This is a genomic window from Streptomyces sp. NPDC046860 (assembly GCF_040645115.1).
Classification (GTDB): Bacteria; Actinomycetota; Actinomycetes; order Streptomycetales; family Streptomycetaceae; genus Streptomyces.
This window is the reverse complement of record NZ_JBEYXQ010000002.1, coordinates 445,239-468,472: the sequence shown is the minus strand read 5'-3', so window position 1 is coordinate 468,472 and position 23,234 is coordinate 445,239. Positions and strand designations below refer to the sequence as shown.

Genomic DNA, 23,234 nt, shown 5'->3' with positions numbered 1-23,234 from the left:
GGTTGATAGGCCAGATATGGAAGCCCGGTAACGGGTGGAGTTGACTGGTACTAATAGGCCGAGGGCTTGTCCTCAGTTGCTCGCGTCCACTGTGTTGGTTCTGAAACCACGAACAGCCTCATGTGCCACACATGACGGTCTGAAAGTTTCATAGTGTTTCGGTGGTCATAGCGTGAGGGAAACGCCCGGTTACATTCCGAACCCGGAAGCTAAGCCTCACAGCGCCGATGGTACTGCAGGGGGGACCCTGTGGGAGAGTAGGACGCCGCCGAACTCCTTTTACAGCTCCGGCTCTTGGGCATACCGCCCGAGAGCCGGAGCTTTTTTGCGTTGCGGTAGGGTCATGGTGCATTGTCGGCACTTTTCGTACAGGAGGCTTCCGGGTGGAGGTCCAGGAGACCCGCGTCCAGACGGACCGGGTCCTCACCATCCCCAACATTCTGAGCATGGCTCGGCTTGCCGGTGTCCCTCTGTTCCTGTGGCTGATCCTCAGGCCGGAGTTCGGAGGACCCAAGAGCGATGGTTGGGCTCTCCTGGTCCTGGCGCTGAGCGGGGTCAGCGACTATCTGGACGGCAAGCTCGCCCGGCGCTGGAACCAGGTCAGCAGCCTCGGCCGGCTGCTCGACCCGGCCGCCGACCGGCTCTATGTGCTTTCCACGCTTCTCGGCCTCACCTGGCGCGAGATCCTGCCGCTCTGGCTGACCGCCCTGCTGCTCGCCCGTGAACTGGTTCTCCTCGTGATGGTCGGTATCCTCCGGCGGCACGGCTATCCGCCGCCCCAGGTGAACTTCCTCGGCAAGGCGGCCACCTTCAACCTGATGTACGCCTTCCCGTTGCTGCTGCTCAGCGACGGAAGCGGTTGGATCGCGTCACTGGCCGCTGTTTTCGGATGGGCGTTCGCCGGATGGGGTACAACCCTGTATTGGTGGGCAGGAGTGCTCTATATGGTCCAGGTCCGCCGTCTGGTGCGCGCGGACGCGTTGGCCGACGGAACTCCGCGATCGTCCATGACGTGACGCTTCGATGGCCCGCGACGCGAATCTGCGGGACAATCTGGACGGGTGAAGTCGGCTAGACCGTCGTCTCTTCGAGGAGGACGCTTCCGACATGAAGGCCGTCGTGATGGCCGGGGGCGAAGGCACACGCCTGCGCCCCATGACCTCAAGCATGCCCAAGCCGCTCCTGCCCGTGGCGAACCGCCCGATCATGGAGCACGTGCTCAGGTTGCTCAAAAAGCATGGGCTCAACGAGACCGTGGTCACCGTGCAGTTCCTGGCGTCCCTCGTCAAGAACTACTTCGGGGACGGCGAGGAGCTCGGCATGGAGCTCACGTATGCCAATGAGGAGAAGCCACTCGGTACCGCCGGAAGCGTCAAGAACGCCGAGGACGCGCTGAAGGACGACGCCTTCCTCGTCATTTCCGGTGATGCGCTGACCGACTTCGACCTCACCGAGCTGATCAACTTCCACAAGGAGAAGGGCGCCCTGGTCACGGTCTGCCTGACCAGGGTCCCCAATCCGCTGGAGTTCGGCATCACCATCGTCGACGAGGAGGGCAAGGTCGAGCGCTTCCTCGAGAAGCCGACCTGGGGCCAGGTCTTCTCCGACACGGTGAACACGGGCATCTATGTCATGGAGCCCGAGGTGTTCGACTACGTCGATCCCGATGTCCCCGTCGACTGGTCCGGGGACGTCTTCCCGCAGTTGATGAAGGAAGGCAAGCCCGTCTACGGCTACATCGCCGAGGGCTACTGGGAGGACGTCGGCACCCACGAGAGCTATGTGAAGGCCCAGGCCGACGTCCTCGAGGGCAAGGTCGACGTCGACATCGACGGATTCGAGATCTCGCCCGGCGTCTGGGTGGCCGAGGGCGCCGAGGTGCACCCCGACGCGGTGCTGCGCGGGCCGCTCTACATCGGTGACTACGCCAAGGTCGAGGCCGGCGCGGAGATACGCGAGCACTCGGTCGTCGGCTCCAACGTGGTCGTCAAGAGCGGCGCCTTCCTGCACAAGGCCGTGGTCGCCGACAACGTGTACGTCGGCCAGCAGAGCAACCTCCGCGGCTGCGTGGTCGGCAAGAACACCGACATCATGCGGGCCGCGCGGATCGAGGACGGGGCGGTCATCGGTGACGAGTGCCTGATCGGCGAGGAGTCGATCATCCAGGGCAACGTCCGGGTGTACCCGTTCAAGACCATCGAGGCCGGCGCCTTCGTCAACACCTCCGTCATCTGGGAGTCCAGAGGACAGGCGCACCTCTTCGGGGCGCGCGGGGTGACCGGCATCCTGAACGTGGAGATCACGCCGGAGCTGGCCGTGCGGCTGGCCGGCGCGTACGCCACCACCCTGAAGAAGGGCACCACGGTCACCACGGCCCGTGACCACTCCCGAGGCGCCCGTGCCCTCAAGCGCGCGGTGATCTCGGCGCTCCAGGCCAGCGCGATCGACGTGCGCGACCTGGAGAACGTGCCGCTGCCGGTGGCCCGGCAGCAGACCGCGCGGGGCAGCTCCGGCGGCATCATGATCCGGACCTCGCCGGGTGTGCCGGACTCCGTGGACATCATGTTCTTCGACGCCAAGGGCGCTGACCTCTCCCAGGGCAGCCAGCGCAAGCTGGACCGGGTGTTCGCGCGGCAGGAGTACCGGCGGGCGTTCCCCGGCGAGATCGGTGACCTGTACTTCCCGTCCAGCGTCTACGACTCCTACACCGGGTCGCTGCTGCGCAACGTGGACACCACCGGGATCGCCGAGTCCGGGCTGAAGGTCGTCGTCGACGCCTCCAACGGCAGCGCCGGTCTGGTGCTGCCCAGCCTGCTCGGCAAGCTCGGCGTGGACTCGCTGACCATCAACCCCGGTCTGGACGAGGCCCGGCCCACCGAGACCGCCGAGATGCGGCGCAAGGGCCTGGAGCGGCTCGGCGAGATCGTGGCCTCCTCCGGGGCGGCGTTCGGCGTGCGGTTCGATCCCGTGGGCGAGCGGCTGTCGCTCGTGGACGAGAAGGGCAGCATCATCGAGGACGACCGGGCGCTGCTGGTCATGCTCGACCTGGTCGCCGCCGAGCGGCGCAGCGGGCGGGTGGCCCTGCCGGTCACCACGACCCGGATCGCCGAGCAGGTCGCCGCGTACCACGGCACGCAGGTGGAGTGGACGACCACCTCGCCGGACGACCTCACACGCGTCGGCGGCGAGGAGGAGACCATCTTCGGCGGCGACGGCATGGGCGGCTTCATCGTCCCCGAGTTCAGCAGCGTCTACGACGGCACGGCGGCGTTCGTGCGGCTGATCGGGCTCGTGGCGCGCACCCAGCTCACGCTGAGCCAGATCGACGCCCGGATTCCGAGGGCCCACGTCCTCAAGCGGGACCTGGCGACGCCGTGGGCGGTCAAGGGCCTGGTGATGCGCAGCGTGGTCGAGGCGGCCGGCGACCGGTCCGTGGACACCACGGACGGCGTGCGGGTCGTGGAGAGCGACGGGCGCTGGGTGATGGTCCTGCCCGACCCGGCCGAGGCGGTCACCCACCTGTGGGCGGAGGGCCCGGACGACGCGTCCGCGCAGGCTCTCCTGGACGAGTGGTCGGCCGTGGTGGACAGCGCCGGGCGCTGATCCCGGGAAACGGCCCGGCGTGCCGGACAACGGCCCCCGCGGGGGCCGCTGTCCGGCACGTGTACGGGGCTCGTTCGAAGGCATCGCTCGCGGCATGCGACGATGTGCGGCATGCCGCAGCAACCCCCCGTTCGGAGCAGCCCCGCGCGGCCGAGGCGCCCGGACGCCTCCATGTCGTTGATCACCAACGTCATGGACCACAGCCTCGACGACGGGTACGCCGAGGCCGCCGCCCGCAGGGAAGCCCTCGGCGAGGGCGGCCTGCCGAAGACCCTCCGCGCCAAACTGGGGCTGGCGGGCGGCCTGGTGCTCGCGGCCCTGGTGGTGACGGTCGGCGCGGCGCAGGCGCACGTCACGGCCCCGGTGGTGGCCAAGGAGCGCCAGGAGCTGATCGACCGCATCGACCGGGAGACCGCCGCCGCCGACAAGCTGGAGAGCGGTGTCGACCGGCTGCGCGAGGAGGTCGGCGCGCGGCAGCGTTCGGCGCTGCGGCAGGCCGGGGGCAGCCAGGCGGACCTCGTGGGCCTGCTGTCCGGGGCCTCCGCGGTGCACGGACCCGGTGTGAAGCTCGTGGTGAACGACGCCAAGGAGTCGAGCGCCCAGGGGGACGGCACCAACCCGCGCGAGTCCGCCGGGTTCTCCGACACCGGGCGGGTGCGCGACCGGGACATGCAGCGTGTGGTCAACGGCCTGTGGGCGTCCGGCGCCGAGGCGGTGTCCATCAACGGGCAGCGGCTGACCTCCCTGTCCGCGATCAGGGCCGCGGGTGACGCGATACTGGTCGACAACAGGCCGCTGGTACCGCCGTACACGGTGCTGGCGGTGGGGGACGGGCAACGGCTGAGCACCAGGTTCCAGAACAGCGCCGACGGACTGTATCTGCATGCGCTCCAGGACAACTTCGGTATCCGCACCGCCATCTCCGCGGAGGGTGACGTCCGGTTGCCCGCCGCACCGAGTGTGATCGTACGAACAGCACAGCCGAGCGCCGAGCAGGCCGAGAAGACTGAGAAGGGCACATCGTGATCGCCGTACTGGGCCTCATCGTGGGAGTGGTGGCCGGACTGTTGGTCCGGCCGGAGGTTCCGGCGGTCGTCGAGCCGTATCTGCCCATCGCCGTGGTGGCGGCGCTGGACGCCGTGTTCGGCGGTCTGCGGGCGATGCTCGACGGCATCTTCGACGACAAGGTCTTCGTGGTGTCGTTCCTGTCGAACGTGGTCGTCGCCGCGCTGATCGTCTTCCTGGGTGACGAGCTGGGCGTGGGCGCGCAGTTGTCCACCGGCGTCGTCGTGGTCCTGGGCATCCGCATCTTCTCCAACGCCGCCGCCATCCGGCGCCACGTCTTCAGGGCGTGAGCGCGATGAGCGAGAAGGACGAGCGGCCGGAGAACGGGCTCCGCAGGGAACTGCCCGCCGAGGTGCCGCCCGCGGCCCCCGAGCCCCAGCCCGAGCCCGCGCCGGCCCCCGCCCCCGCGGCCGCTCCCGAGCCGGAGCCGGCCGGGCGTCCGGCTGAGCCGCAGCTCACCGGGCGCCAGCGGCTGCTCGACGGCCTCTGGCCGCCGCGGCTCACGCGTGCGCAACTCATCGTGGCGCTGCTGCTGTTCGGCCTCGGTTTCGGGCTGGCCGTGCAGGTGGCGTCCAACAGCGACGGGGACAGCGCGCTGCGCGGGGCACGCCAGGAGGATCTGGTCCGCATCCTCGATGAACTGGACGACCGTACTCAGCGTCTTGAGGACGAGAAGCAGGGTTTGGAGAAGCAGCGTCAGGAGTTGCAGAGCAGCTCGGACCAGGCCGCCGAGGCGCGCAGGCAGACCGCCGAGCGGGAGCGTCAACTCGGTGTGCTCGCCGGAACCGTGGCCGCCACGGGTCCCGGCATCACGGTGAGTGTCCAGGACACGAAGGGGGCCGTCGAGTCCGACATGCTGCTCGACGCGATCCAGGAGCTGCGCGCCGCCGGTGCCGAGGCGATCGAGGTCAATGGGGTGCGGGTGGTGGCGAACACGTACTTGGCGGACACCGACGGCAGCGTCGCCGTCGACGGGAACAAGATCAACGCACCGTATCGTTTCAAGGTCATCGGCAAGCCGCAGGACCTGGAACCGGCGTTGAACATCCCTGGAGGCGTGGTGCAGAGCTTGGAGAAGGAGCAGGCCACGGTGAGTGTGGAACGCTCGGACAAGATCGTCGTGGATGCCTTGCGGCAGGCGAAGCAGCCTGACTACGCTCGGTCGTCCTCCCGGTGAACCGGCGGTGCATGGGCGGCGTCGGGCGGGGGCATGAGGTTGCGGGGGGTCGCCGCACCGAAGGGGTGGTGCGTGGTGGAAACTGTCGGGTGGATACGGACGTTGTGAAGATGTCCGGATCGGTCGGTGTAGGCATTCTGGGTTCGTCCTGCCCCACGGGCGGGTCTGTTTCGGTCAAGGGGAATCGCCCGTGAAGTTGTTTGGGAAGTTGTTCGGCAAGAGCGCGCGAGAAGGCGGCGACAACGCGACGGCCCGCCATCGCGCACAGTCCGACGAGGATGGACAGCGTCCGCTGTTCCGGGACCAGGTGGCTGGTCCGGGTGGTGGGACTTCCGGTGGTCAGGGCGCGGCGTCCGTTGACCCTGGCCAGTCCGGCGGCATAGGTTTCGGGCAACCGTCGACCTCAGGTGCGGGTGGAGGGTTCCCCTCGGACCCGCACGCGTCCAACGCCCCCGCGGGGCTGCCGCGGCAGGAGGCTCCGTCCATGTCGGACCTGGTGTGTACGAGGTGCGGGAACCGCAACGCGGAGAACGCCCGTTTCTGCTCCCACTGCGGCGCGCCGCTGCGTGCCGGTGTGGCGCCGGAGCGTCCGTCGGAGACGACCTCCACGATCTCCATCTCCGGCATCGAGGCCTACGACTCCGAGGTCACCGGCCAGACGGCCATGCCGATGCTGTCGCCCGAGGCCCAGGCCGCGGTCGACGCGCTGCCGGTCGGATCGGCGCTGCTGGTGGTGCGCAGGGGCCCGAACTCGGGCAGCCGCTTCCTGCTGGACAGCGACCTGACCACGGCGGGCCGTCACCCGCAGAGCGACATCTTCCTGGACGACGTGACGGTCTCCCGCAGCCATGTGGAGTTCCGCCGCTCGCCGGACGGTGCCTTCGCGGTGGCCGACGTGGGCAGCCTGAACGGCACCTACGTCAACCGCGAGCGGATCGACGAGGTGGCGCTGGCCAACGGTGACGAGGTGCAGATCGGCAAGTACCGGCTGGTCTTCTACGCGAGCCGGCAGGGAGTCTGACCCACCCCCGGACACTCGTCCGGGGGAACCCCAGGGAAGGTCCATGCTTCAAACACCGAGCGGCGGTGCCGGAAGCGGTACCGCCGCCAGGGACAGTGGGCTGATGAGCATCGGTACGGTGCTGAACGCGCTGCGCGAGGAGTTCCCCGAAGTCACGATCTCCAAGATCCGCTTCCTGGAGTCGGAGGGGCTCATCGAGCCGCAGCGGACCCCGTCGGGGTACCGCAAGTTCAGCCCCCGTGATGTGGAGCGCCTCGGAGCTGTCCTGCGGATGCAGCGGGACCACTACCTGCCGCTCAAGGTGATCCGTGAGCATCTGGACGCCATGGAGCGCGGCGAGGCGGTCCACCTGCCCCTCGTCGGGCGTCAGCGCGGCGCCGGCGAGGAGCCGGAGGAGGCCGAGCGGTCCACGGTCGCCCGGATCGGCCGGGCCGAGCTGCTGGCGGCGGCGGGCGTGGACGAGGGCGAACTGCGCGAGTGGGAGTCGTACGGACTCCTCGCCCCCCTTGCGGACGGCGTCTACGACGCCGAGGCGGCCACCGTGGCCGCGCTGGTGGCCGAACTGGGCCGCTTCGGCATCGAGCCCCGCCATCTTCGGGTGATGAAGGCGGCCGCCGAGCGTGAGGCCGGGCTGGTCGACCAGGTTGTCGCGCCCCTGAAGCGGCACCGCAATCCGCAGACCAGAGTGCTCGCCGAGACCCGGACGAAGGAACTCGCGGCGCTCACCATGAAGCTGCACTCGGCGCTGGTGAAGTCCGCGCTCGGGGTGCGGGTGCCCTGAGGTGCGGTGTGTCCCGGCCCGGCTGACTTGCGCCGGATCGCCCACCTGTTCCCGGCCCGACTACCCAAACGTCCCGGGCACGGCCTAGGGTTGCTGTGTGAACGAGCTCGATGTCGTAGGTGTCCGGGTCGAAATGCCCTCCAACCAACCGATCGTGCTCCTGCGCGAAGTGGGAGGCGACCGCTACCTCCCCATCTGGATCGGGCCGGGGGAGGCGACGGCGATCGCCTTCGCCCAGCAGGGCATGGCTCCCGCGCGTCCGCTGACGCACGACCTGTTCAAGGACGTGCTGGAGGCGGTCGGCCAGGAGCTGACCGAAGTACGCATCACCGATCTGCGAGAGGGCGTCTTCTACGCGGAGCTGGTGTTCGCCAGCGGAGTCGAGGTGAGCGCGCGGCCGTCCGACGCCATAGCGCTCGCCCTGCGCACCGGCACGCCGATCTATGGCAGTGACGGGGTGCTGGACGACGCGGGTATCGCCATCCCGGACGAGCAGGAGGACGAGGTGGAGAAGTTCCGCGAGTTCCTCGACCAGATCTCGCCCGAGGACTTCGGTACCAGCAGCCAGTGACGTCCGCGGCCGGCCGGACGGGCCCCCAAGGGTCCGTGTCCGGGTCGGCCGGTGGCGCGCTGTGACCGCGCCGCGAGGGCAATTGCCAACGGCGCGTGAGAGCGTCCTACGCCTTCCCGCGAGCGCATTCGGCTAGCCTTTCCCCGCGGTGGGACACGGGAAACCACTCTCAGGGTGATTGTCACTCGGCGTGCCGAGTGTGGCGATCGTTGACGCGCCCCTGGTGACTGCCTACCGTCGATAAGGCAGGTCAAGGACGGAGGTCGGCGTGAGAATGAGCGGCGACGGTACGGCTGGGGGTGCCCCGGGACACGGTTTCGGGGAGAGCGGTCCGTACCCTCCCCCGAGCGCGCGGCTTCGGCCAGGCGGGGGACACCCACAGCCCGACGGCGCGGCCGGTCACACTCCGCAGCGACCGACGGCGGTGCCGGACGGTGAAGGGGCGACGGCCATGACGTCCGAGGAGATCGGCTATCGCGGCCCCACGGCCTGCGCGGCCGCGGGGATCACCTACCGGCAGCTCGACTACTGGGCCCGTACGGGTCTGGTCGAGCCGAGCGTGCGGCCGGCCCACGGTTCGGGCACCCAGCGGCTGTACAGCTTCCGCGACGTGGTCGTGCTGAAGATCGTCAAGCGGTTCCTGGACACGGGTGTCTCGCTCCAGAACATCCGCTCGGCCGTGCAGCACCTCAGGGAGCGCGGATTCCGGGACCTGGAGCGCATGACCCTGATGAGCGACGGCGCCATGGTCTACGAGTGCACCTCCCCGGACGAGGTCCACGCGCTGCTCCAGGGCGGCCAGGGCATCTTCGGCATCGCGGTGGGCGTGGTGTGGCGGGACGTGGAGAGTGCCCTGTCCCAGCTGCACGGCGAGCGCGTCGACACCGGTGAGACGCTCATCGGGCACAACCCCGCCGATGAGCTGGCGCGGCGGCGCAACCGGGCCGTCTGAGGCCCGGCTGCGCCGGTCGCCGACGGCACCCGCGCGGCCGCGTTGTCAGTGGCGTGGTGCAGCATCGGACCTGTGAGAGACGCGCCCACCATCCTCCATCTCGACATGGACGCCTTCTTCGCCTCGGTCGAGCAGGCGTCCAAGCCGAGCCTGCGGGGAAAGGCCGTGGTCGTGGGCGGGATCGGGCCGCGCGGGGTGGTGGCCACCGCGTCGTACGAGGCACGGGTGTTCGGCGTGCACTCGGCCATGCCCACCGCCCAGGCGCGGCGGCTCGCGCCGAACGCCGCCTACCTCACGCCCCGCTTCGCGCTCTACCGCTCGATCAGCGACCAGGTGATGGCGCTGCTGCGGGAGTTGTCCCCGCTGGTGGAGCCGCTGAGCCTCGACGAGGCGTTCGTGGACCTGGAGGCCGGCGGCACGGCCTGGGACGAGGCCTCGGCCCGGGAGGCGGGAGTGCGGCTGCGCGCGGACATCAGGGCGGTGACGGGGCTGACCGGGTCGGTGGGGCTCGCCGCGTCCAAGATGCTCGCGAAGATCGCCTCGGAGCGGGCCAAACCCGACGGCCTCGTGCTCATCGAACCCGGCACCGAGCGGGCCCTGCTGGCGCCCATGCCGGTGCGGACCCTGCCCGGCGTCGGCCCCGCCACCGGCGACCATCTGCGGCGCGCCGGGATCACCACCGTCCTGGAACTGTCGGAGGCCGGCGAGGACGAACTGGTCCGGCTGCTCGGCAAGGCGCACGGCCATTCGCTGTACGCGATGGCGCTCGCCCGTGACGACCGGCCCGTGGTGGCCGAGCGGGAGGCCAAGTCCGTCTCGGTCGAGGACACCTACGCGGTGGACATCCACGACCGGCTGCGCATCGGCCTGGAGGTCCGCCGGCTCGCCGACCGGTGTGTACGGCGGCTGCGCGGGGCCGGACTCTCCGGGCGGACCATCGTGCTGAAGGTGCGGCGGTACGACTTCTCCACCCGGACCCGCTCCGAGACGCTGCGGGGCCCGACGGACGACCCCGCGGTGATCCGAGAGGCGGCCGCGCGGCTGCTGGACTCCGTGGACACCACCGGCGGGGTGCGGCTGCTCGGCGTCGGCGTCTCCGGGCTGGCCGACTACACCCAGGAGGACCTGTTCGCCCAGGCGGCGGGCGAGCCGGCCGAGGAGACCCCCGAGGAGAGCGCCCCCGACTTCGGTCCGCTCAAGCCCGAGCCCGCCGGGCCGGAGTGGCGGGCGGGCCAGGACGTGCGGCACCCCGAGTACGGCCATGGCTGGGTGCAGGGCAGCGGGCTGGGGCGGGTCACCGTGCGCTTCGAGACCCCGCTCTCCGGGCCGGGCCGGGTACGGACGCTGCGGGCCGACGACCCCGGCCTGACACCGGCCGACCCGCTGCCGCTGGTGGCGCGGGAGAGCGGGCCGGAGGAGGAGACCGGGGAGGGCGGCGGATGAGGGAGGCTCAGGACTCCTCGGCGCCCGCGACCTTGCCGAAGTCGCGGTCCGGGGTGGTCCGGGCGGAGGGGCCCACGTCGAGCCCGTAGTGGTGGTAGAGCTGGAGCTCCTGCTCGGGGGAGAGGTGACGGCCCACGCCGAAGTCGGGGGCGTCCTTGATGAGGGCGCGTTCGAAGGGGACGCGCAGCGTGCCCTCGACCAGCTCGCTGGGCTCCAGCGGGACGAACGCGTCGCGGGAGAAGAGGCCGGTGCGCACGGCCGCCCACTCCGGGACGCCGGTCGCGTCGTCGAGGTACACCTCGTCTATGGTGCCGATCTTGGTGCCGTCGCGGTCGAACGCCTTGCGGCCGATCAGGCTGCGCGGATCGATGTCGGTCTGCACGATCCCTCTCCCTCCACATGGTCGCAACTCATCCGTAGGCACTACGAAAGAGCAGAATCAGCCCGGCGGCCACTCGAACGCCGCGCTGATGACCCCGCTGGTACGCTGAACACGGCTGCTGACCCCGTGCGGGAGAGTCCTCCGAGCAATGCGGAGGCGCCGAAGGAGCAACTCCTCCCCGGAATCTCTCAGGCACCCGTACCGCACGGACGAGGTCACTCTGGAAAGCAGGGCGGGCGCCCACGGCTCCCGCTCTCACCGACGGTGAAAGCCGGGTTCCGCAGGTTCCCGGCGAAGCTCTCAGGTAAGAGATGACAGAGGGGGAGGCCGGTGGGCACCCGCGCCGTGGTGCCCTCGCAGGTCGCAGCGACCAGGAGGCCTCCGCACATGACCGCCCCTCGCACTCCGCTCACCGAGCTCGAAGCGGGTATCCCCTTCGAGCAGCGCCACATCGGGCCCGACCACGAGGCGCGCGCCAAGATGCTCGCGCAGGTCGGCTACGGCTCCCTCGACGAGCTGACCGCCGCCGCGGTGCCGGATGTGATCAAGAACGCCGACGCGCTCGACCTGCCCGGTGCCCGCACCGAGGCCGAGGTGATCGCCGAGCTGCGCGGTCTCGCCGACCACAACCAGGTCCTCGGCTCCATGATCGGCCTCGGCTACCACGGCACCTTCACCCCGCCGGTCATCCTGCGCAACGTCATGGAGAACCCCGCCTGGTACACGGCGTACACGCCGTACCAGCCGGAGATCTCCCAGGGCCGCCTGGAGGCCCTGCTGAACTTCCAGACGATGGTCGCCGACCTCACCGGGCTGCCCACCTCCGGCGCCTCCCTGCTGGACGAGGGCACCGCCGCCGCCGAGGCGATGGCGCTGTCCCGGCGCATGGGCAAGAACAAGAAGGGGCTCTTCCTGGTCGACGCGGACACCCTGCCGCAGACCATCGCCGTCATCCAGACCCGCGCCGAGCCGGCCGGTGTCGAGGTCGTCGTCGCCGACCTGAGCGACGGCATCCCGGCGGACATCGCCGCCCGCGACATCACCGGCGTCCTGCTCCAGTACCCCGGCGCCTCCGGTGCCGTACGCGACCTGAAGCCGGTCGTCGAGCAGGCGCACGGGCTGGGCGCCCTCGTCACCGTCGCCGCCGACCTGCTCGCGCTCACCCTGCTCACCTCGCCCGGCGAGCTGGGCGCGGACATCGCCATCGGCACCACCCAGCGCTTCGGCGTCCCCATGGGCTTCGGCGGGCCGCACGCCGGCTACATGGCCGTGCACGAGAAGTTCGCCCGCAGCCTGCCCGGCCGCCTGGTCGGCGTGTCCGTCGACGCCGACGGCCACCGCGCCTACCGCCTGGCGCTCCAGACCCGCGAGCAGCACATCCGCCGCGAGAAGGCCACCAGCAACATCTGCACCGCGCAGGTGCTGCTCGCCGTCATGGCCGGCATGTACGCCGTCTACCACGGCCCCGACGGCCTGCGGACCATCGCCCGCCGCACCCACCGCTACGCCACGATCCTCGCCGAGGGCCTGCGCGCCGGCGGGGTCGAGCTCGTGCACGGCGCCTACTTCGACACCCTCACCGCGCGCGTGCCCGGCAAGGCCGCCGAGGTCGTCGCCGCCGCCCGCGAGGGCGGGGTCAACCTGCGCCACGTCGACGCCGACCACGTCTCCCTGGCCTGCGACGAGACCACCAACCGGGCGCAGGTCGAGGCCGTCTTCGCCGCCTTCGGCGTCGAGGGCGACATCGAGGCGCTCGACGGGTCGGCCGAGGACACCCTGCCCGAGGTGCTGCTGCGCACCGACGACTACCTCACCCACCCGGTCTTCCACGAGCACCGCTCCGAGACGGCCATGCTGCGCTACCTGCGCAAGCTGTCCGACCGCGACTACGCGCTCGACCGGGGCATGATCCCGCTCGGCTCCTGCACCATGAAGCTGAACGCGACCACCGAGATGGAGCCGGTCACCTGGCCCGAGTTCGGCGCGCTGCACCCCTTCGCCCCCGCCGAGCAGGCCGAGGGCTACCTCACCCTCATCCGCGAGCTGGAGGACCGGCTCGCCGAGGTCACCGGGTACGACAAGGTCTCCCTCCAGCCCAACGCCGGTTCCCAGGGCGAGCTGGCCGGACTGCTCGCCGTACGCGCCTACCACCGGGCCAACGGCGACGCGCAGCGCACGATCTGCCTCATCCCGTCCTCCGCGCACGGCACCAACGCGGCGAGCGCGGTGATGGCCGGGATGAAGGTCGTCGTCGTGAAGACCGCCGGGGACGGCGAGATCGACGTCGAGGACCTGCGCGCGAAGATCGAGCAGCACCGCGACGAGCTGTCCGTGCTGATGATCACCTACCCGTCGACGCACGGCGTCTTCGAGGAGCATGTCGCCGACATCTGCGCCCAGGTGCACGACGCGGGCGGCCAGGTGTACGTGGACGGTGCCAACCTCAACGCCCTGGTCGGCCTCGCCAAGCCGGGCCACTTCGGCGGCGACGTCTCCCACCTGAACCTGCACAAGACGTTCTGCATCCCGCACGGCGGCGGCGGCCCCGGCGTCGGCCCGGTCGCGGTCCGCGCCCACCTCGCGCCGTACCTGCCCGACCACCCGATGCAGCCCGCGGCCGGTCCGGAGACGGGCGTCGGCCCCATCTCGGCCGCCCCCTGGGGCAGCGCGGGCATCCTGCCGATCTCCTGGGCGTACGTCCGCCTGATGGGCGGCGAGGGCCTCAAGCGCGCCACCCAGGTGGCCGTGCTCTCCGCCAACTACGTCGCCAAGCGCCTGGAGCCGCACTTCCCGGTGCTCTACACCGGCCCCGGCAACCTCGTCGCGCACGAGTGCATCATCGACCTGCGCCCGCTGACCAAGGCGACCGGCGTCAGCGTGGACGACGTGGCCAAGCGCCTGATCGACTACGGCTTCCACGCGCCGACCATGTCCTTCCCGGTGGCCGGCACACTGATGATCGAGCCGACCGAGTCCGAGGACCTGGGCGAGCTGGACCGGTTCTGCGACGCGATGATCGCCATCCGCGCGGAGATCGACAAGGTCGCCGCCGGCACCTGGCCCGCCGAGGACAACCCGCTGCGCGGCGCCCCGCACACCGCGGCCGCCCTCGGCGGCGAGTGGACGCACGCGTACAGCCGTGAGGAGGCCGTCTTCCCGGCCGGCGTCTCCGCGGCCGACAAGTACTGGCCGCCGGTGCGCCGTATCGACCAGGCGTTCGGCGACCGCAACCTGGTGTGCTCCTGCCCGCCGCTGGACGCGTACGAGGACTGAGCCGTCCAATTGAGGAGGCCCCCTGCCCGGACCCGGGCGGGGGGCCTTCCCCGTCCTCGCTCAGGCCGTGGCGAGCGAGACCTCGGTCGACTTGATCAGCGCCACCACCGAGTCGCCCTCCGACAGCTTCAGCTCGGCGGCCGACTCGTGCGTGATGGCCGAGGTGACCTCGGCGCCCGGCACCGCCACCTTCACCGTAGCCATCGCCGTGCCCATGGTGATCTCGCTGATGGTGCCCGCGAGCTGGTTCCGGATCGAGATCCGGTCGACGGGCTCGGTGGCCAGGGAGACCTCGGTCGCCTTCACCAGGGCGTGCACCGGGGTGCCCTCGGCCAGCCGGAGATCCTTGGTGGCCTCCTCCGTGATCGCGGCGGTCAAGTGCTGACCGCCGTCCAGCCGGATCTTGACGGTCGCCATGACCTCGCCGGGGTGGACCGCCGTGACGGTGCCGGGAAGCTGGTTGCGGATGCTCATGCTCATGGGGCCACACCGTAGTGGCCGGACGGCCCTATGCCGGGTATGCGTGCGTCTGCGTCGCCTTGACGGTCGCCCAGACCGGTGCGCCCGTGTGCAGGTCCAGCTCGGCGGCCGCCGCCGTGGTGAGGTCGGCGGCGAGCCGGATCTCCCCGGTCAGGTCCGCGCGGATCTGGTCGCCGTGCGTCTCCAGGCCCGCGACCTCGCAGCGCCACAGGTTGCGGGCGCTCGCCCCCGTCGGACGGTCCCGGAACAGGGTGACGGCGACCGGCGGGAACGCCACGAACACCGGCCCGGTCAGTTCCTCGGTGGTGGTGATCACCGGCCCTGCCTCCAGCCGTACGGCGTGCCCGTCGGCCTCGCCCCGGTAGAGGTTCAGGCCGACCAGCTGCGCGATGTAGTCGGTGCGCGGGTGGCGGGCGATCTCCGTGGGGGTGCCCTCCTGCACCACCCGGCCGTGCTCCACCACCACCAGCCGGTCCGCGAGCACCATGGCGTCCAGCGGATCGTGCGTGACCAGCACGGCGACCGCCTCGAACTCGGCGAGATGCCGCCGCAGCTGGGAACGGACCTCCAGGCGGGTACGGGCGTCCAGCGCGGCGAGCGGCTCGTCCAGGAGCAGCAGCCGGGGCCGGGTCGCCAGCGCCCGGGCCAGCGCCACCCGCTGGGCCTGGCCGCCGGACAGCCGGCGAGGCTTGGCACCCGCGTGACCGGCCAGGCCCATCCGCTCCAGCCAGACGGCGGCCTGCGCGCGGGCCTCGGCCTTGCCGGCGCCGTGGCAGCGCGGACCGAAGGCCACGTTGTCCAGCGCGGACAGGTGCGGGAAGAGCAGATAGTCCTGGAAGACCACGCCGACCGGGCGGTTCTCCGGCGGGGTCCGTTCCAGCGCGGTGCCGTCCAGCCGCAGGTGCCCCTCCGAGAGCGGGACGAGGCCCGCCAGGGCGCGCAGCGCGGTGGTCTTGCCCGCGCCGTTCGGGCCCAGCAGCGCGACCACGTCACCGGGGGCCGCCCGCAGGGCCACGTCGAGGCGGAAATCGCCGCGGTCGACCACGAGGCGGGCGTCGAGGCCCTGTTCGCCCGCCTTGAGCCGGGCGGGGGGCGCGTCGATGTCGGTCATGGGGCGGTCGTCCTCCGTCGGCGCCGGCGTGGTCGCTGTCTTCCATCCTCGCGGCACCGTCACGCTCCCGTCATCCACCGGTCCCTGAGGCCCGCCAGCACCGCGATCGACACCGCCAGCAGGATCAGGCTGAGCGCGATGGCCGCCTCGGGGTCGTTCTGCAGGGCGAGGTAGACCGCCAGGGGCATGGTCTGGGTGCGGCCCGGGAAGTTGCCCGCGAAGGTGATCGTGGCCCCGAACTCGCCGAGCGCGCGGGCCCAGGCCAGTACGGCGCCGGCCGCGATGCCGGGGGCGATCAGCGGCAGGGTGACCCGGCGGAACGCGGTGAAGCGGGAGGCTCCGAGCGTGGTGGCGGCCTCCTCGAAGCGCGGGTCGGCCGCGCGCAGGGTGCCCTCGACGCTGATGACCAGGAACGGCATGGCGACGAACGCCTCCGCGACGACCACTCCGGCCGTGGTGAACGGCAGGGTGATGCCGAACCACGCGTCCAGCGACTTGCCGATGATGCCGTTGCGGCCGAGGGCGAGCAGCAGCGCCACACCGCCGACGACCGGGGGCAGCACCAGCGGCAGGGTCACCAGCGCCCGCACCAGGCCACGCCCCGGGAACTCCGTACGCGCCAGCAGCCAGGCCAGCGGCACGCCGAGCACCAGGGCGACCGCGGTGGCCGCGGTGGCGCTGATCAGCGAGAGCTTGAGCGCCTGCCACACCTCGGGGCTGGTCAGCTGGGACGGAAGACTGCTCCAGGGGGCGCGGACCAGCAGGGCGAACAGCGGCACCAGCAGGAACGCCATGGCCAGCAGGCCCGGCACCAGCAGCGGGACCGGCACACCGCGGCGGGGGCCGCGGACGCGCGGGCGCCGCGACCCGCCCCCGCGGGGGCGTGCCGCGGCGTCGGGCCGCTTCAGGTCGGTCACGGCTTGAGGAAGCCGGCCTGGGTCAGCACCTTCTGGCCGTCGGGGGACTTGACCAGGGCGATGAACGCGGCCGCCGTGTCGGCGTTCCGCGCGTTCTTCAGCGGGGCGATCGGGTAGTCGTTGATCGCGTCCTCGGACTCGGGGAACTCCACGCCCTCCACCTTGCCACCGGCGGACTTCACATCGGTCTTGTACACCAGCGACGCGTCGGCCTCCTTCAGCTCCACCTTGTTCAGGGCGGCCTTGACGTCCTGCTCGTAGGAGACCGGGGTGACCTTGACGCCGGTGGCGTCCAGCACCTTCTGGGCGGCCGCGCCGCACGGCACGGTCTTGTCGCACAGGACGACCTTGAGCTTCGGGTCGGAGAGGTCCTTGAGCGAGGACACCTTGTCGGGGTTGCCCGGCAGGGTGACGATCTCCAGCTGGTTGCGGGCGAAGGTCGACGGCGCGCTCGCCGTGTCCTTCTTGTCGGTGACGATCTTCATCGTCTTGGGGCTGGCGGCGGCGAACACGTCCGCCGGGGCGCCGCTGGTGATGCTGGCGGCGAGGGTGTCACTGCCGCCGAAGCTGAAGGCGACCTTGGTGCCGGGGTGCTGCTGCTCGAACTGCTTGCCCAGCGTCGTGAAGCTCTCCTTGAGGGAGGCGGCCGCGAACACGGTGACCGTGCCGGACAGCTTCGGGGAGGCGGAGCCGGAGCTGTCGGCCTTGGCGGGCGTGGACCCGTCGGAGTTGGAGCAGGCGCTCAGCGCCAGCAGGGCGGCGACTCCCACACCGGCCAGCGGCAGTGTCCGGCGGGTCCGGCGTGCGGAACGGGTCATCACGGTTGTCTACTCCTCGTCTCGGTGGAACAGCGGTCGCGCCCTTCCAAGGGGCCGGAGATCGGCCACATCGATTGATGATACTGCCGCATTTGCCAGACGTAAGCCTTCTGTCACGTTGCATGAGCTGCGAAGTTGTTATCTGGGGGTGGCATATGCGTTTGACCGGAGGGTGGTGAGGGGTAGCAATTCACCGGAGGTGGTCGCGGTGACGCTCGCTCAAGTGGCCATGACCGGCGACCTGGTCCGACCCACCCGGCTCACCGTGCCTGACCTGCACGAATGGCCGCAGTTCCGGGTGGACGTCAGCTTCGAGTGCGCCACCAGCGGTACGCAGCGACACCGCTTCTCCGGGCCTCGCCTGTATCACGTGCTGAGGGACGCGGGTCCGGAATTCGACCCGGTGCGCCGCAAGGACCGGCTGAGATTCCTGATTTCCGTGACCGGCGCCGACGGGCACCGGGCGGTGCTGAGCTGGGCCGAGATCGACCCCGACTTCGCGGACGCCCCCGTCCTGCTCGCGGTGGCGATGGACGGGGCGCCGCTGGACGCGGCCGGGCCCCAGCTCGTCCTGCCGCAGGACCGCTGCGGGGGACGGCACATCAGCGGGATCACCGCGATCCGGGTCGACGGGAGATACCACTTCGGCGCGGCCGTGCCCGGTCGCGCGGACCGGGCGACGCTCGCGGCGGGCTGAGAAGGGCTGAGAAGGGCCGAGAAGGGCTGAGAAGGGCTGAAAGGTCCGGCGAGGGCCGACGAGGGCGACGAGGTCCGTCGCGCCGGCGGCGGACCGGCCCGCGTCCGGGGACCGCTCAGAAGCGGTCGATGTGCACGTTCGTGGACTTCACCCGTGCCGTGGCCTCCATGCCGACCTCCAGGCCGAGTTCGTCGACCGCCTCGCGGGTGAGCAGCGACACCAGGCGGTGCGGGCCCGCCTGGATCTCCACCTGCGCGGCCACGTCACCGAGCTTGATGGCGGTGACGATGCCGGGGAAGGCGTTGCGCACGGAGGTGGAGGAGTTCTCCTCCTCGCCGCCCGTCTGGGCCAGCTCGACGGAGAACGCGGCGAGATCCCGGCCGGCGATCAGGCGCCGCCCGGATTCGTCCCGGTGCGTGGCCATCCGGCCGGCGTCGGCCCAGCGGCGGGCGGTGTCGGGGCTCACGCCGAGGAGCCGGGCTGCCTGGCCGATCGTGTAGGACTGCATGCTGGTCACCATAAAACGAGAGGTCGGCGGCCGTGGACCGGGGCGGGCACCCGGTGGATACGGACGCGTCCGGACGGGTCAGCCGGTGTGCACCCGCGGGCGCCTGGCCCGGTCCGGCTCCGCCTCGCGCAGCACCTCGCGGGTGACCGGCGCGACCTCGCCCTGCCCGAAGAGGAAGAAGCGCAGGAAGTTGGCGAACGGGTTGCCCTCGGTCCACTCGAAGAAGATGTGCGGGGTACGCCCGGTCAGGTCCCGTACGTGCAGCAGCAGCGCGGCGAGGGCGTTGGGGATGGAGGAGGACTCCACGGTCAGCACCCGGTAGCGGTTGTGCAGGACCTCGCCGCGCACGGTCAGGCACGTCTCGAACTCCGAGGGGTCGGCGACCGTCACCTCGACGAAGACGAAGTCCTCCTGCTCGGGCATGTCGTTGTCGGTGCGGATCTGCTCGATCTTGTCGCGGTACTCGGCCCGGTCCCGGTTGTCGGGCTCGTTGGCGATGAACCGGATCTTCCGGCTGGCCATGTCCCTGACGAAACGTTCCGCCATGGGGTCCATCGCCACGCTGGTCACCCGCAGCTCGAAGGAACGGGCCAGCCGGGACAGCAGGGAGACGAGCATGATGCCCGCGATGAAGCAGGCGCCGATCTTCACGCCGTCCGGGCGCTCGATGACGTTGGCGACGGTGGTGTAGAGGAACACCGCGGAGATGACGCCGAACCCGATGGTCCAGCCGCGCTGCCCGGCCTTGCGGGCGGCGATGGTGACCGCGATGGCGGCCGAGCTGATCAGCACCAGCACACCGGTGGCGTAGGCGCCGCCCTGCTTGTCCACGTTGGCGTCGAAGAGCCAGGTGACGAGGAAGGCGATCAGGATGAACACGATGACCATGGGGCGCACCGCGCGGGCCCAGTGCGGGGCCATGCCGTACCGGGGCAGGTAGCGGGGCATCAGGTTGAGCAGGCCGGCCATCGCGGAGGCGCCCGCGAACCACAGGATGGCGATGGTCGAGGCGTCGTAGACCGTGCCGAAGGCGTTGCCCAGGTACTCGTGGGCGAGGAAGGCGAGGGCGCGGCCGTTCGCCTGGCCGCCGGGCTCGAACTCCTCGGCCGGGATGAGCAGTGTGGTGATGAAGCTGGTGGTGATCAGGAAGCAGCTCATGATGACCGCGGCCGTGGTGAGCAGCTTCTTGGTGTCCCGGACACGGCCCGTCGGACGTTCCTCGGTGTCGCCTTCGTCGCCTTGGACGTGGGGCATCACGGCGACGCCGGTCTCGAAGCCGGAGAGGCCGAGGGCGAGCTTCGGGAAGACGATCAGGGCCACGCCGATCATCGCGAAGACGTTGCCGTGCTCCATGGTCAGGGCGTTGGTCCAGTCGGTCACCACGTGCTCGGCGGTGACCACGTGCCACAGGCCGCTGATCACCACGACGAGGTTCAGCGCGAGATAGACGCCGACGAGGGCGACCGCGACGCCCATGGCCTCCAGGAAGCCCTTGAGGAACACCGCGCCGAGCAGCGCCACCAGGATCAGCGTGATCAGCATCTGGTGGCCGCCCAGCGTGCCGGTCAGATGCGGGTTCTCCACCAGGTGGGTGGACGCGTCGGCGGCGGACAGGGTGATGGTGATCAGGAAGTCGGTGGCCGCGAACCCCAGCAGGGTCAGCACGAACAGCTTGCCCTTCCAGAAGGACAGCAGCCGCTCCAGCATGGCGATGGAGCCCTGGCCGTGCGGGCTCTCCTGAGCCACCCGCCGGTACACCGGGAGGGCGCCCGCCAGGGTGACGACGACCAGGACGATGGTCGCCAACGGGGAGAGCAGCCCGGCCGCCAGGGCCGCGATGCCCGGCTGGTAGCCGAGGGTGGAGAAGTAGTCCACGCCCGTCAGGCACATCACCCGCCACCAGCGCTGGCCCTTGTGCGGGGGTTCGGGCTCGGCGTGCGGCCCGGTCAGACCGCCGCTCCTGCCCATGTCGGAGAGCCCCTGAAGCATCCAGGCGCGCAGGCGACTGGGAGGGTGCTCGGTCGTGGCCATCGGCGTGCTCCAGGTGGTGCGGCTCGGCTGCCTGCGGTCGTCGCGCGGACAGCCGGACCAGCGTATGCGGAGAGTGACGCTCCGCCCTGGGATTCCGGACCGGGTGGGCGTCAATCCTGCGTTAAGAATGGGCCGACGGGGGCTTCTGGTGTGCCGGTGAGCGCCGGTCCGGAGCCTGCCTCGGTGGAGGGCGGGGTGCGGGCGACGCCCGGGGGAGGGCTGCCGCGGGCTCCGGGGCGGACACCGAGCGTCATCTCCTGCGAGATCCTCCGGGTGTCGGGTGCACCTTGTCCATGCTGCCCCCGGCGGGGGTGCTCCGCAGCCCAGCGGCCCCCGTCCGACGGGGGCGACGGGGGCAGCTCACAGGCCGCGGGTGTCCATGCGCCGGTGCCAGGCGTTGCGGCGGCGCACCGCCGACAGGTCGGACTCCAGCGGGGAGGGCGGCACCGCGAGCACCGGGCAGGCGGCGTGGGCCAGCAGGTGCCGGCAGACCCGGCCGGAGAAGGCCCGGTGCAGTCCGCGGCGGCCCGTGCCGACCACCAGCAGGTCGTCCTCGCGGTCCGCGACCGCCAGCAGCGCGCGGCCGGGTGTTCCGCGCACGATCACGGCGTGCAGGGGGATGCCGGGGCCCTCCTCGCCGAAGAGGTCGTCGAGCAGCGAGGTCAGACAGCGTTCCGCGAGCCGCTGCCACTCCTCGGCCAGCGGGTCGGCGGCGCCGGGCCGCCGACCGGCCGGATCTCCGCCGGGCGGGGTCCAGGCCAGTACCGGCCACAGCTCGGCGGCCAGCCGGCGGGCCAGCGCGGTGGCCCGGCGCAGGACCGTGACGCTGCCCAGGGAACCGCTCACACCGACGACCACCCGCGTGGCCGAGGGGGCGTTGTAACCGGACATCACTCCACGCTCCTCGGGGGACGGACCGCTCGCGCGCCCTCCTTCCATCCCACTCCCGCGCGGCCGATTCGACCAGCCGGGGGGGGGGGGAGATGCGCCCCGGACGCGAGTCGGGGCCGGTGCGCACCGTGTGTGCGTCCGGCCCCTCCGGGTCGTCGGGCGGTCTTCGCGGGCCGCCCCGGGTGCGGCTCAGGCGGCGGTCATCACCTGGGTCGCGGCGAGCGGGCGGTGCGGGGCGATGACCCGGCCGTCGGGCAGCAGCTCACCAGTGTCCTCGAAGAGCAGAACGCCGTTGCACAGCAGACTCCACCCCTGTTCCGGGTGGTGCGCCACGAGACGGGCCGACTCGCGGTCGGCGGACTCGGCTGGCGGGCAGGTCGGTTGATGCTGGCACATGGGCGGGATCTCTCGCTCGGTCGTGGTCATGTCCGTCCCCCGTGGTGAAACATCGGTCGGAATCCAGTGTTGCCCGCTGGGCGTCGTTCCGCAGGGATTTCGCAGCACCGCTCCTTACTCGTTCATGACGCGTCACCCACGCGGACGGTTCAATCCAACCCCACTGTCCCTTTGGGTGGTTCGGTGTGACCGGAAAGGGCTAGTCCACTCGGCGGAGCACTGTTCTCTCGCTCGTAGGAGCGGGCAATTACTCGCACGAGCGAAATGTGTGGGGCCCACGGAAATACCCGTGCCCGATACAGGAATCCGGCGTACCCGGAGAAAAGGCCGTACCCCGCTTCCGGGCCGGGAAGCGGGGTACGCGGGGGGTCGGTCAGGCAGGTGAGCCGAGAAGGGGCACGGGAGTCGCGCGATGGGTCAGCACGGGCAGCAACTCCGAGACCCGGTGCGGCCGGTGGGCTCTGATACCGGGTGGCGCCGGCGCGAGCGGCACGAGCAGGTCGGTGGCGGCGGGATGGCCCTCCGCCGGATCGGCCGCGGGGTCGCCGTGCAGCCACAGGGTGAGCATGTACAGGCCGGGCACCGACAGCAGGCGCGGCTGGTAGGGCTGGAGCAGCGCCTCCGCCTGCAGCAGCGCCCGCTCGGTGGACGGGATGTAGGGGCCCTCGAAGAAGTGCGAGAAGGCCCAGCCGTCCGGGGTGAGCACGGTGTCGGCCGCGGCGACCGGGCGGTCGCCGGAGCGGACGACGAAGCGCCAGCCCGTCAGCCGCGTCGCGGACAGTCCCTCGGGCGTGATGTGGTCCAGCACATGCAGGGCGAGCGGGAGTTCGGGGGTGACGGGGCCCTGTGCGGCTCGCAGGGCGGGGGTGCGCGCCTCGCGGACCGCGGTGGGGGAACCGAGGGCCGTGAGGACGGAGTGCAGCGCGGGCGCGGGCGCGGGGGGCACGTGCAGCGGCATGGTGGGTCGCCTCTCGTTCGACAGGCGCGGCGGCGCGGTGGCGGTGTGGCGGGGTGGGGCGGACGGCACTGTCTGCTCACAGGTGGAGGGCCGGGGACGGCGGGGTCCGGAGCGGACGCGACCGGGGCTGGGGTCGCCGGCCGTCGGCGGACGGCCGGA

At 71.1% G+C, this 23,234-nt stretch carries 22 protein-coding genes, 2 rRNA genes and 1 riboswitch; of the genes, 14 read left to right on the top strand and 10 right to left on the bottom strand.

Annotation, left to right across the window (positions count from 1 at the left end; all coding sequences use genetic code 11):
- The 12 genes from ABZ898_RS05705 to ABZ898_RS05650 form a co-directional block, all read left to right on the top strand.
- Positions 1 to 74 (top strand): 23S ribosomal RNA (locus ABZ898_RS05705); the annotation flags it as partial.
- A gap of 83 nt (positions 75 to 157) precedes the next feature.
- Positions 158 to 274 (top strand): 5S ribosomal RNA (gene rrf, locus ABZ898_RS05700).
- 109 nt (positions 275 to 383) lie between these two features.
- Entirely contained in the window at positions 384 to 1,016 is a 633-nt protein-coding gene (locus ABZ898_RS05695) for a CDP-alcohol phosphatidyltransferase family protein (RefSeq protein WP_161146904.1), read from the top strand.
- A 91-nt stretch (positions 1,017 to 1,107) separates the two neighbouring features.
- On the top strand, positions 1,108 to 3,603 hold the full coding sequence (locus tag ABZ898_RS05690; RefSeq protein WP_361653088.1) for a mannose-1-phosphate guanyltransferase: 2,496 nt from the start codon (positions 1,108 to 1,110) through the stop codon (positions 3,601 to 3,603).
- A gap of 102 nt (positions 3,604 to 3,705) precedes the next feature.
- On the top strand, positions 3,706 to 4,629 hold the full coding sequence (locus ABZ898_RS05685; RefSeq protein WP_361653086.1) for a DUF881 domain-containing protein: 924 nt from the start codon (positions 3,706 to 3,708) through the stop codon (positions 4,627 to 4,629).
- Positions 4,626 to 4,958, top strand: a complete 333-nt coding sequence (locus tag ABZ898_RS05680) for a small basic family protein (protein ID WP_031181996.1) — start codon at positions 4,626 to 4,628, stop codon at positions 4,956 to 4,958. The genes ABZ898_RS05685 and ABZ898_RS05680 overlap by 4 nt, the downstream gene beginning before the upstream one ends.
- A 5-nt stretch (positions 4,959 to 4,963) precedes the next feature.
- Positions 4,964 to 5,845, top strand: a complete 882-nt coding sequence (locus ABZ898_RS05675; RefSeq protein WP_361653084.1) for a DUF881 domain-containing protein — start codon at positions 4,964 to 4,966, stop codon at positions 5,843 to 5,845.
- Between the two features lie 82 nt (positions 5,846 to 5,927).
- Positions 5,928 to 6,866, top strand: coding sequence for an FHA domain-containing protein (locus ABZ898_RS05670; RefSeq protein WP_361653148.1), 939 nt, complete (start codon positions 5,928 to 5,930; stop codon positions 6,864 to 6,866).
- Positions 6,867 to 6,909: 43 nt separating this feature from the next.
- The gene (locus ABZ898_RS05665) at positions 6,910 to 7,647 is read left to right on the top strand and encodes a MerR family transcriptional regulator (protein WP_361653082.1); all 738 of its coding nucleotides are present in this window, start codon (positions 6,910 to 6,912) and stop codon (positions 7,645 to 7,647) included.
- Between the two features lie 97 nt (positions 7,648 to 7,744).
- Positions 7,745 to 8,218 carry a bifunctional nuclease family protein gene (locus tag ABZ898_RS05660; RefSeq protein ID WP_004002801.1) on the top strand — a complete coding sequence of 158 codons (474 nt, stop codon included), beginning with the start codon at positions 7,745 to 7,747 and terminating at the stop codon, positions 8,216 to 8,218.
- 268 nt (positions 8,219 to 8,486) lie between these two features.
- Positions 8,487 to 9,170 (top strand): MerR family transcriptional regulator, encoded by a 684-nt coding sequence (locus tag ABZ898_RS05655; protein WP_361653080.1) that lies wholly within the window; start codon positions 8,487 to 8,489, stop codon positions 9,168 to 9,170.
- A gap of 72 nt (positions 9,171 to 9,242) precedes the next feature.
- Complete coding sequence (locus tag ABZ898_RS05650) at positions 9,243 to 10,613, top strand: DNA polymerase IV (protein WP_361653078.1); 1,371 nt, start codon at positions 9,243 to 9,245, stop codon at positions 10,611 to 10,613.
- A 7-nt stretch (positions 10,614 to 10,620) separates the two neighbouring features.
- On the opposite strand, the gene ABZ898_RS05645 is transcribed toward ABZ898_RS05650, so the two are convergent.
- Positions 10,621 to 10,995, bottom strand: coding sequence for a PRC-barrel domain-containing protein (locus ABZ898_RS05645; RefSeq protein WP_361653076.1), 375 nt, complete (start codon positions 10,993 to 10,995; stop codon positions 10,621 to 10,623).
- 119 nt (positions 10,996 to 11,114) lie between these two features.
- Positions 11,115 to 11,209: riboswitch (glycine riboswitch) on the top strand.
- A 173-nt stretch (positions 11,210 to 11,382) separates the two neighbouring features.
- Between ABZ898_RS05645 and gcvP the strand changes: the two genes are divergently transcribed.
- A complete protein-coding gene (gene gcvP / locus ABZ898_RS05640; RefSeq protein ID WP_361653074.1) occupies positions 11,383 to 14,268 on the top strand; it encodes an aminomethyl-transferring glycine dehydrogenase in 2,886 nt (961 codons plus the stop codon).
- A gap of 60 nt (positions 14,269 to 14,328) precedes the next feature.
- Here gcvP and ABZ898_RS05635 read toward each other — a convergent pair whose 3' ends face one another.
- Genes ABZ898_RS05635 through modA form a run of 4 tightly spaced genes read right to left on the bottom strand, consistent with a single transcriptional unit; the run spans position 14,329 to position 17,594 of the window.
- Entirely contained in the window at positions 14,329 to 14,748 is a 420-nt protein-coding gene (locus ABZ898_RS05635; RefSeq protein WP_361653072.1) for a TOBE domain-containing protein, read from the bottom strand.
- A 28-nt stretch (positions 14,749 to 14,776) separates the two neighbouring features.
- Positions 14,777 to 15,859, bottom strand: coding sequence for an ABC transporter ATP-binding protein (locus tag ABZ898_RS05630; protein ID WP_361653070.1), 1,083 nt, complete (start codon positions 15,857 to 15,859; stop codon positions 14,777 to 14,779).
- 59 nt (positions 15,860 to 15,918) lie between these two features.
- On the bottom strand, positions 15,919 to 16,776 hold the full coding sequence (locus ABZ898_RS05625) for an ABC transporter permease (RefSeq protein WP_361653068.1): 858 nt from the start codon (positions 16,774 to 16,776) through the stop codon (positions 15,919 to 15,921).
- Positions 16,773 to 17,594, bottom strand: coding sequence for a molybdate ABC transporter substrate-binding protein (gene modA / locus ABZ898_RS05620; RefSeq protein ID WP_361653066.1), 822 nt, complete (start codon positions 17,592 to 17,594; stop codon positions 16,773 to 16,775). The genes ABZ898_RS05625 and modA overlap by 4 nt, the downstream gene beginning before the upstream one ends.
- Positions 17,595 to 17,823: 229 nt before the next feature.
- Between modA and ABZ898_RS05615 the strand changes: the two genes are divergently transcribed.
- Complete coding sequence (locus ABZ898_RS05615) at positions 17,824 to 18,291, top strand: molybdopterin-dependent oxidoreductase (RefSeq protein ID WP_361653146.1); 468 nt, start codon at positions 17,824 to 17,826, stop codon at positions 18,289 to 18,291.
- 115 nt (positions 18,292 to 18,406) lie between these two features.
- Here ABZ898_RS05615 and ABZ898_RS05610 read toward each other — a convergent pair whose 3' ends face one another.
- The 5 genes from ABZ898_RS05610 to ABZ898_RS05590 all read right to left on the bottom strand — a co-directional run bounded on the left by ABZ898_RS05610 (position 18,407) and on the right by ABZ898_RS05590 (position 23,075).
- A complete protein-coding gene (locus ABZ898_RS05610) occupies positions 18,407 to 18,799 on the bottom strand; it encodes a helix-turn-helix transcriptional regulator (RefSeq protein WP_361653064.1) in 393 nt (130 codons plus the stop codon).
- Positions 18,800 to 18,877: 78 nt separating this feature from the next.
- On the bottom strand, positions 18,878 to 20,830 hold the full coding sequence (locus tag ABZ898_RS05605; protein WP_361653062.1) for an amino acid transporter: 1,953 nt from the start codon (positions 20,828 to 20,830) through the stop codon (positions 18,878 to 18,880).
- Positions 20,831 to 21,190: 360 nt separating this feature from the next.
- The gene (locus tag ABZ898_RS05600; protein ID WP_361653060.1) at positions 21,191 to 21,721 is read right to left on the bottom strand and encodes a universal stress protein; all 531 of its coding nucleotides are present in this window, start codon (positions 21,719 to 21,721) and stop codon (positions 21,191 to 21,193) included.
- 189 nt (positions 21,722 to 21,910) lie between these two features.
- The gene (locus ABZ898_RS05595; RefSeq protein ID WP_161149892.1) at positions 21,911 to 22,117 is read right to left on the bottom strand and encodes a DUF5999 family protein; all 207 of its coding nucleotides are present in this window, start codon (positions 22,115 to 22,117) and stop codon (positions 21,911 to 21,913) included.
- Between the two features lie 373 nt (positions 22,118 to 22,490).
- The gene (locus ABZ898_RS05590) at positions 22,491 to 23,075 is read right to left on the bottom strand and encodes a hypothetical protein (protein WP_361653058.1); all 585 of its coding nucleotides are present in this window, start codon (positions 23,073 to 23,075) and stop codon (positions 22,491 to 22,493) included.
- Positions 23,076 to 23,234 lie beyond the last annotated feature (159 nt).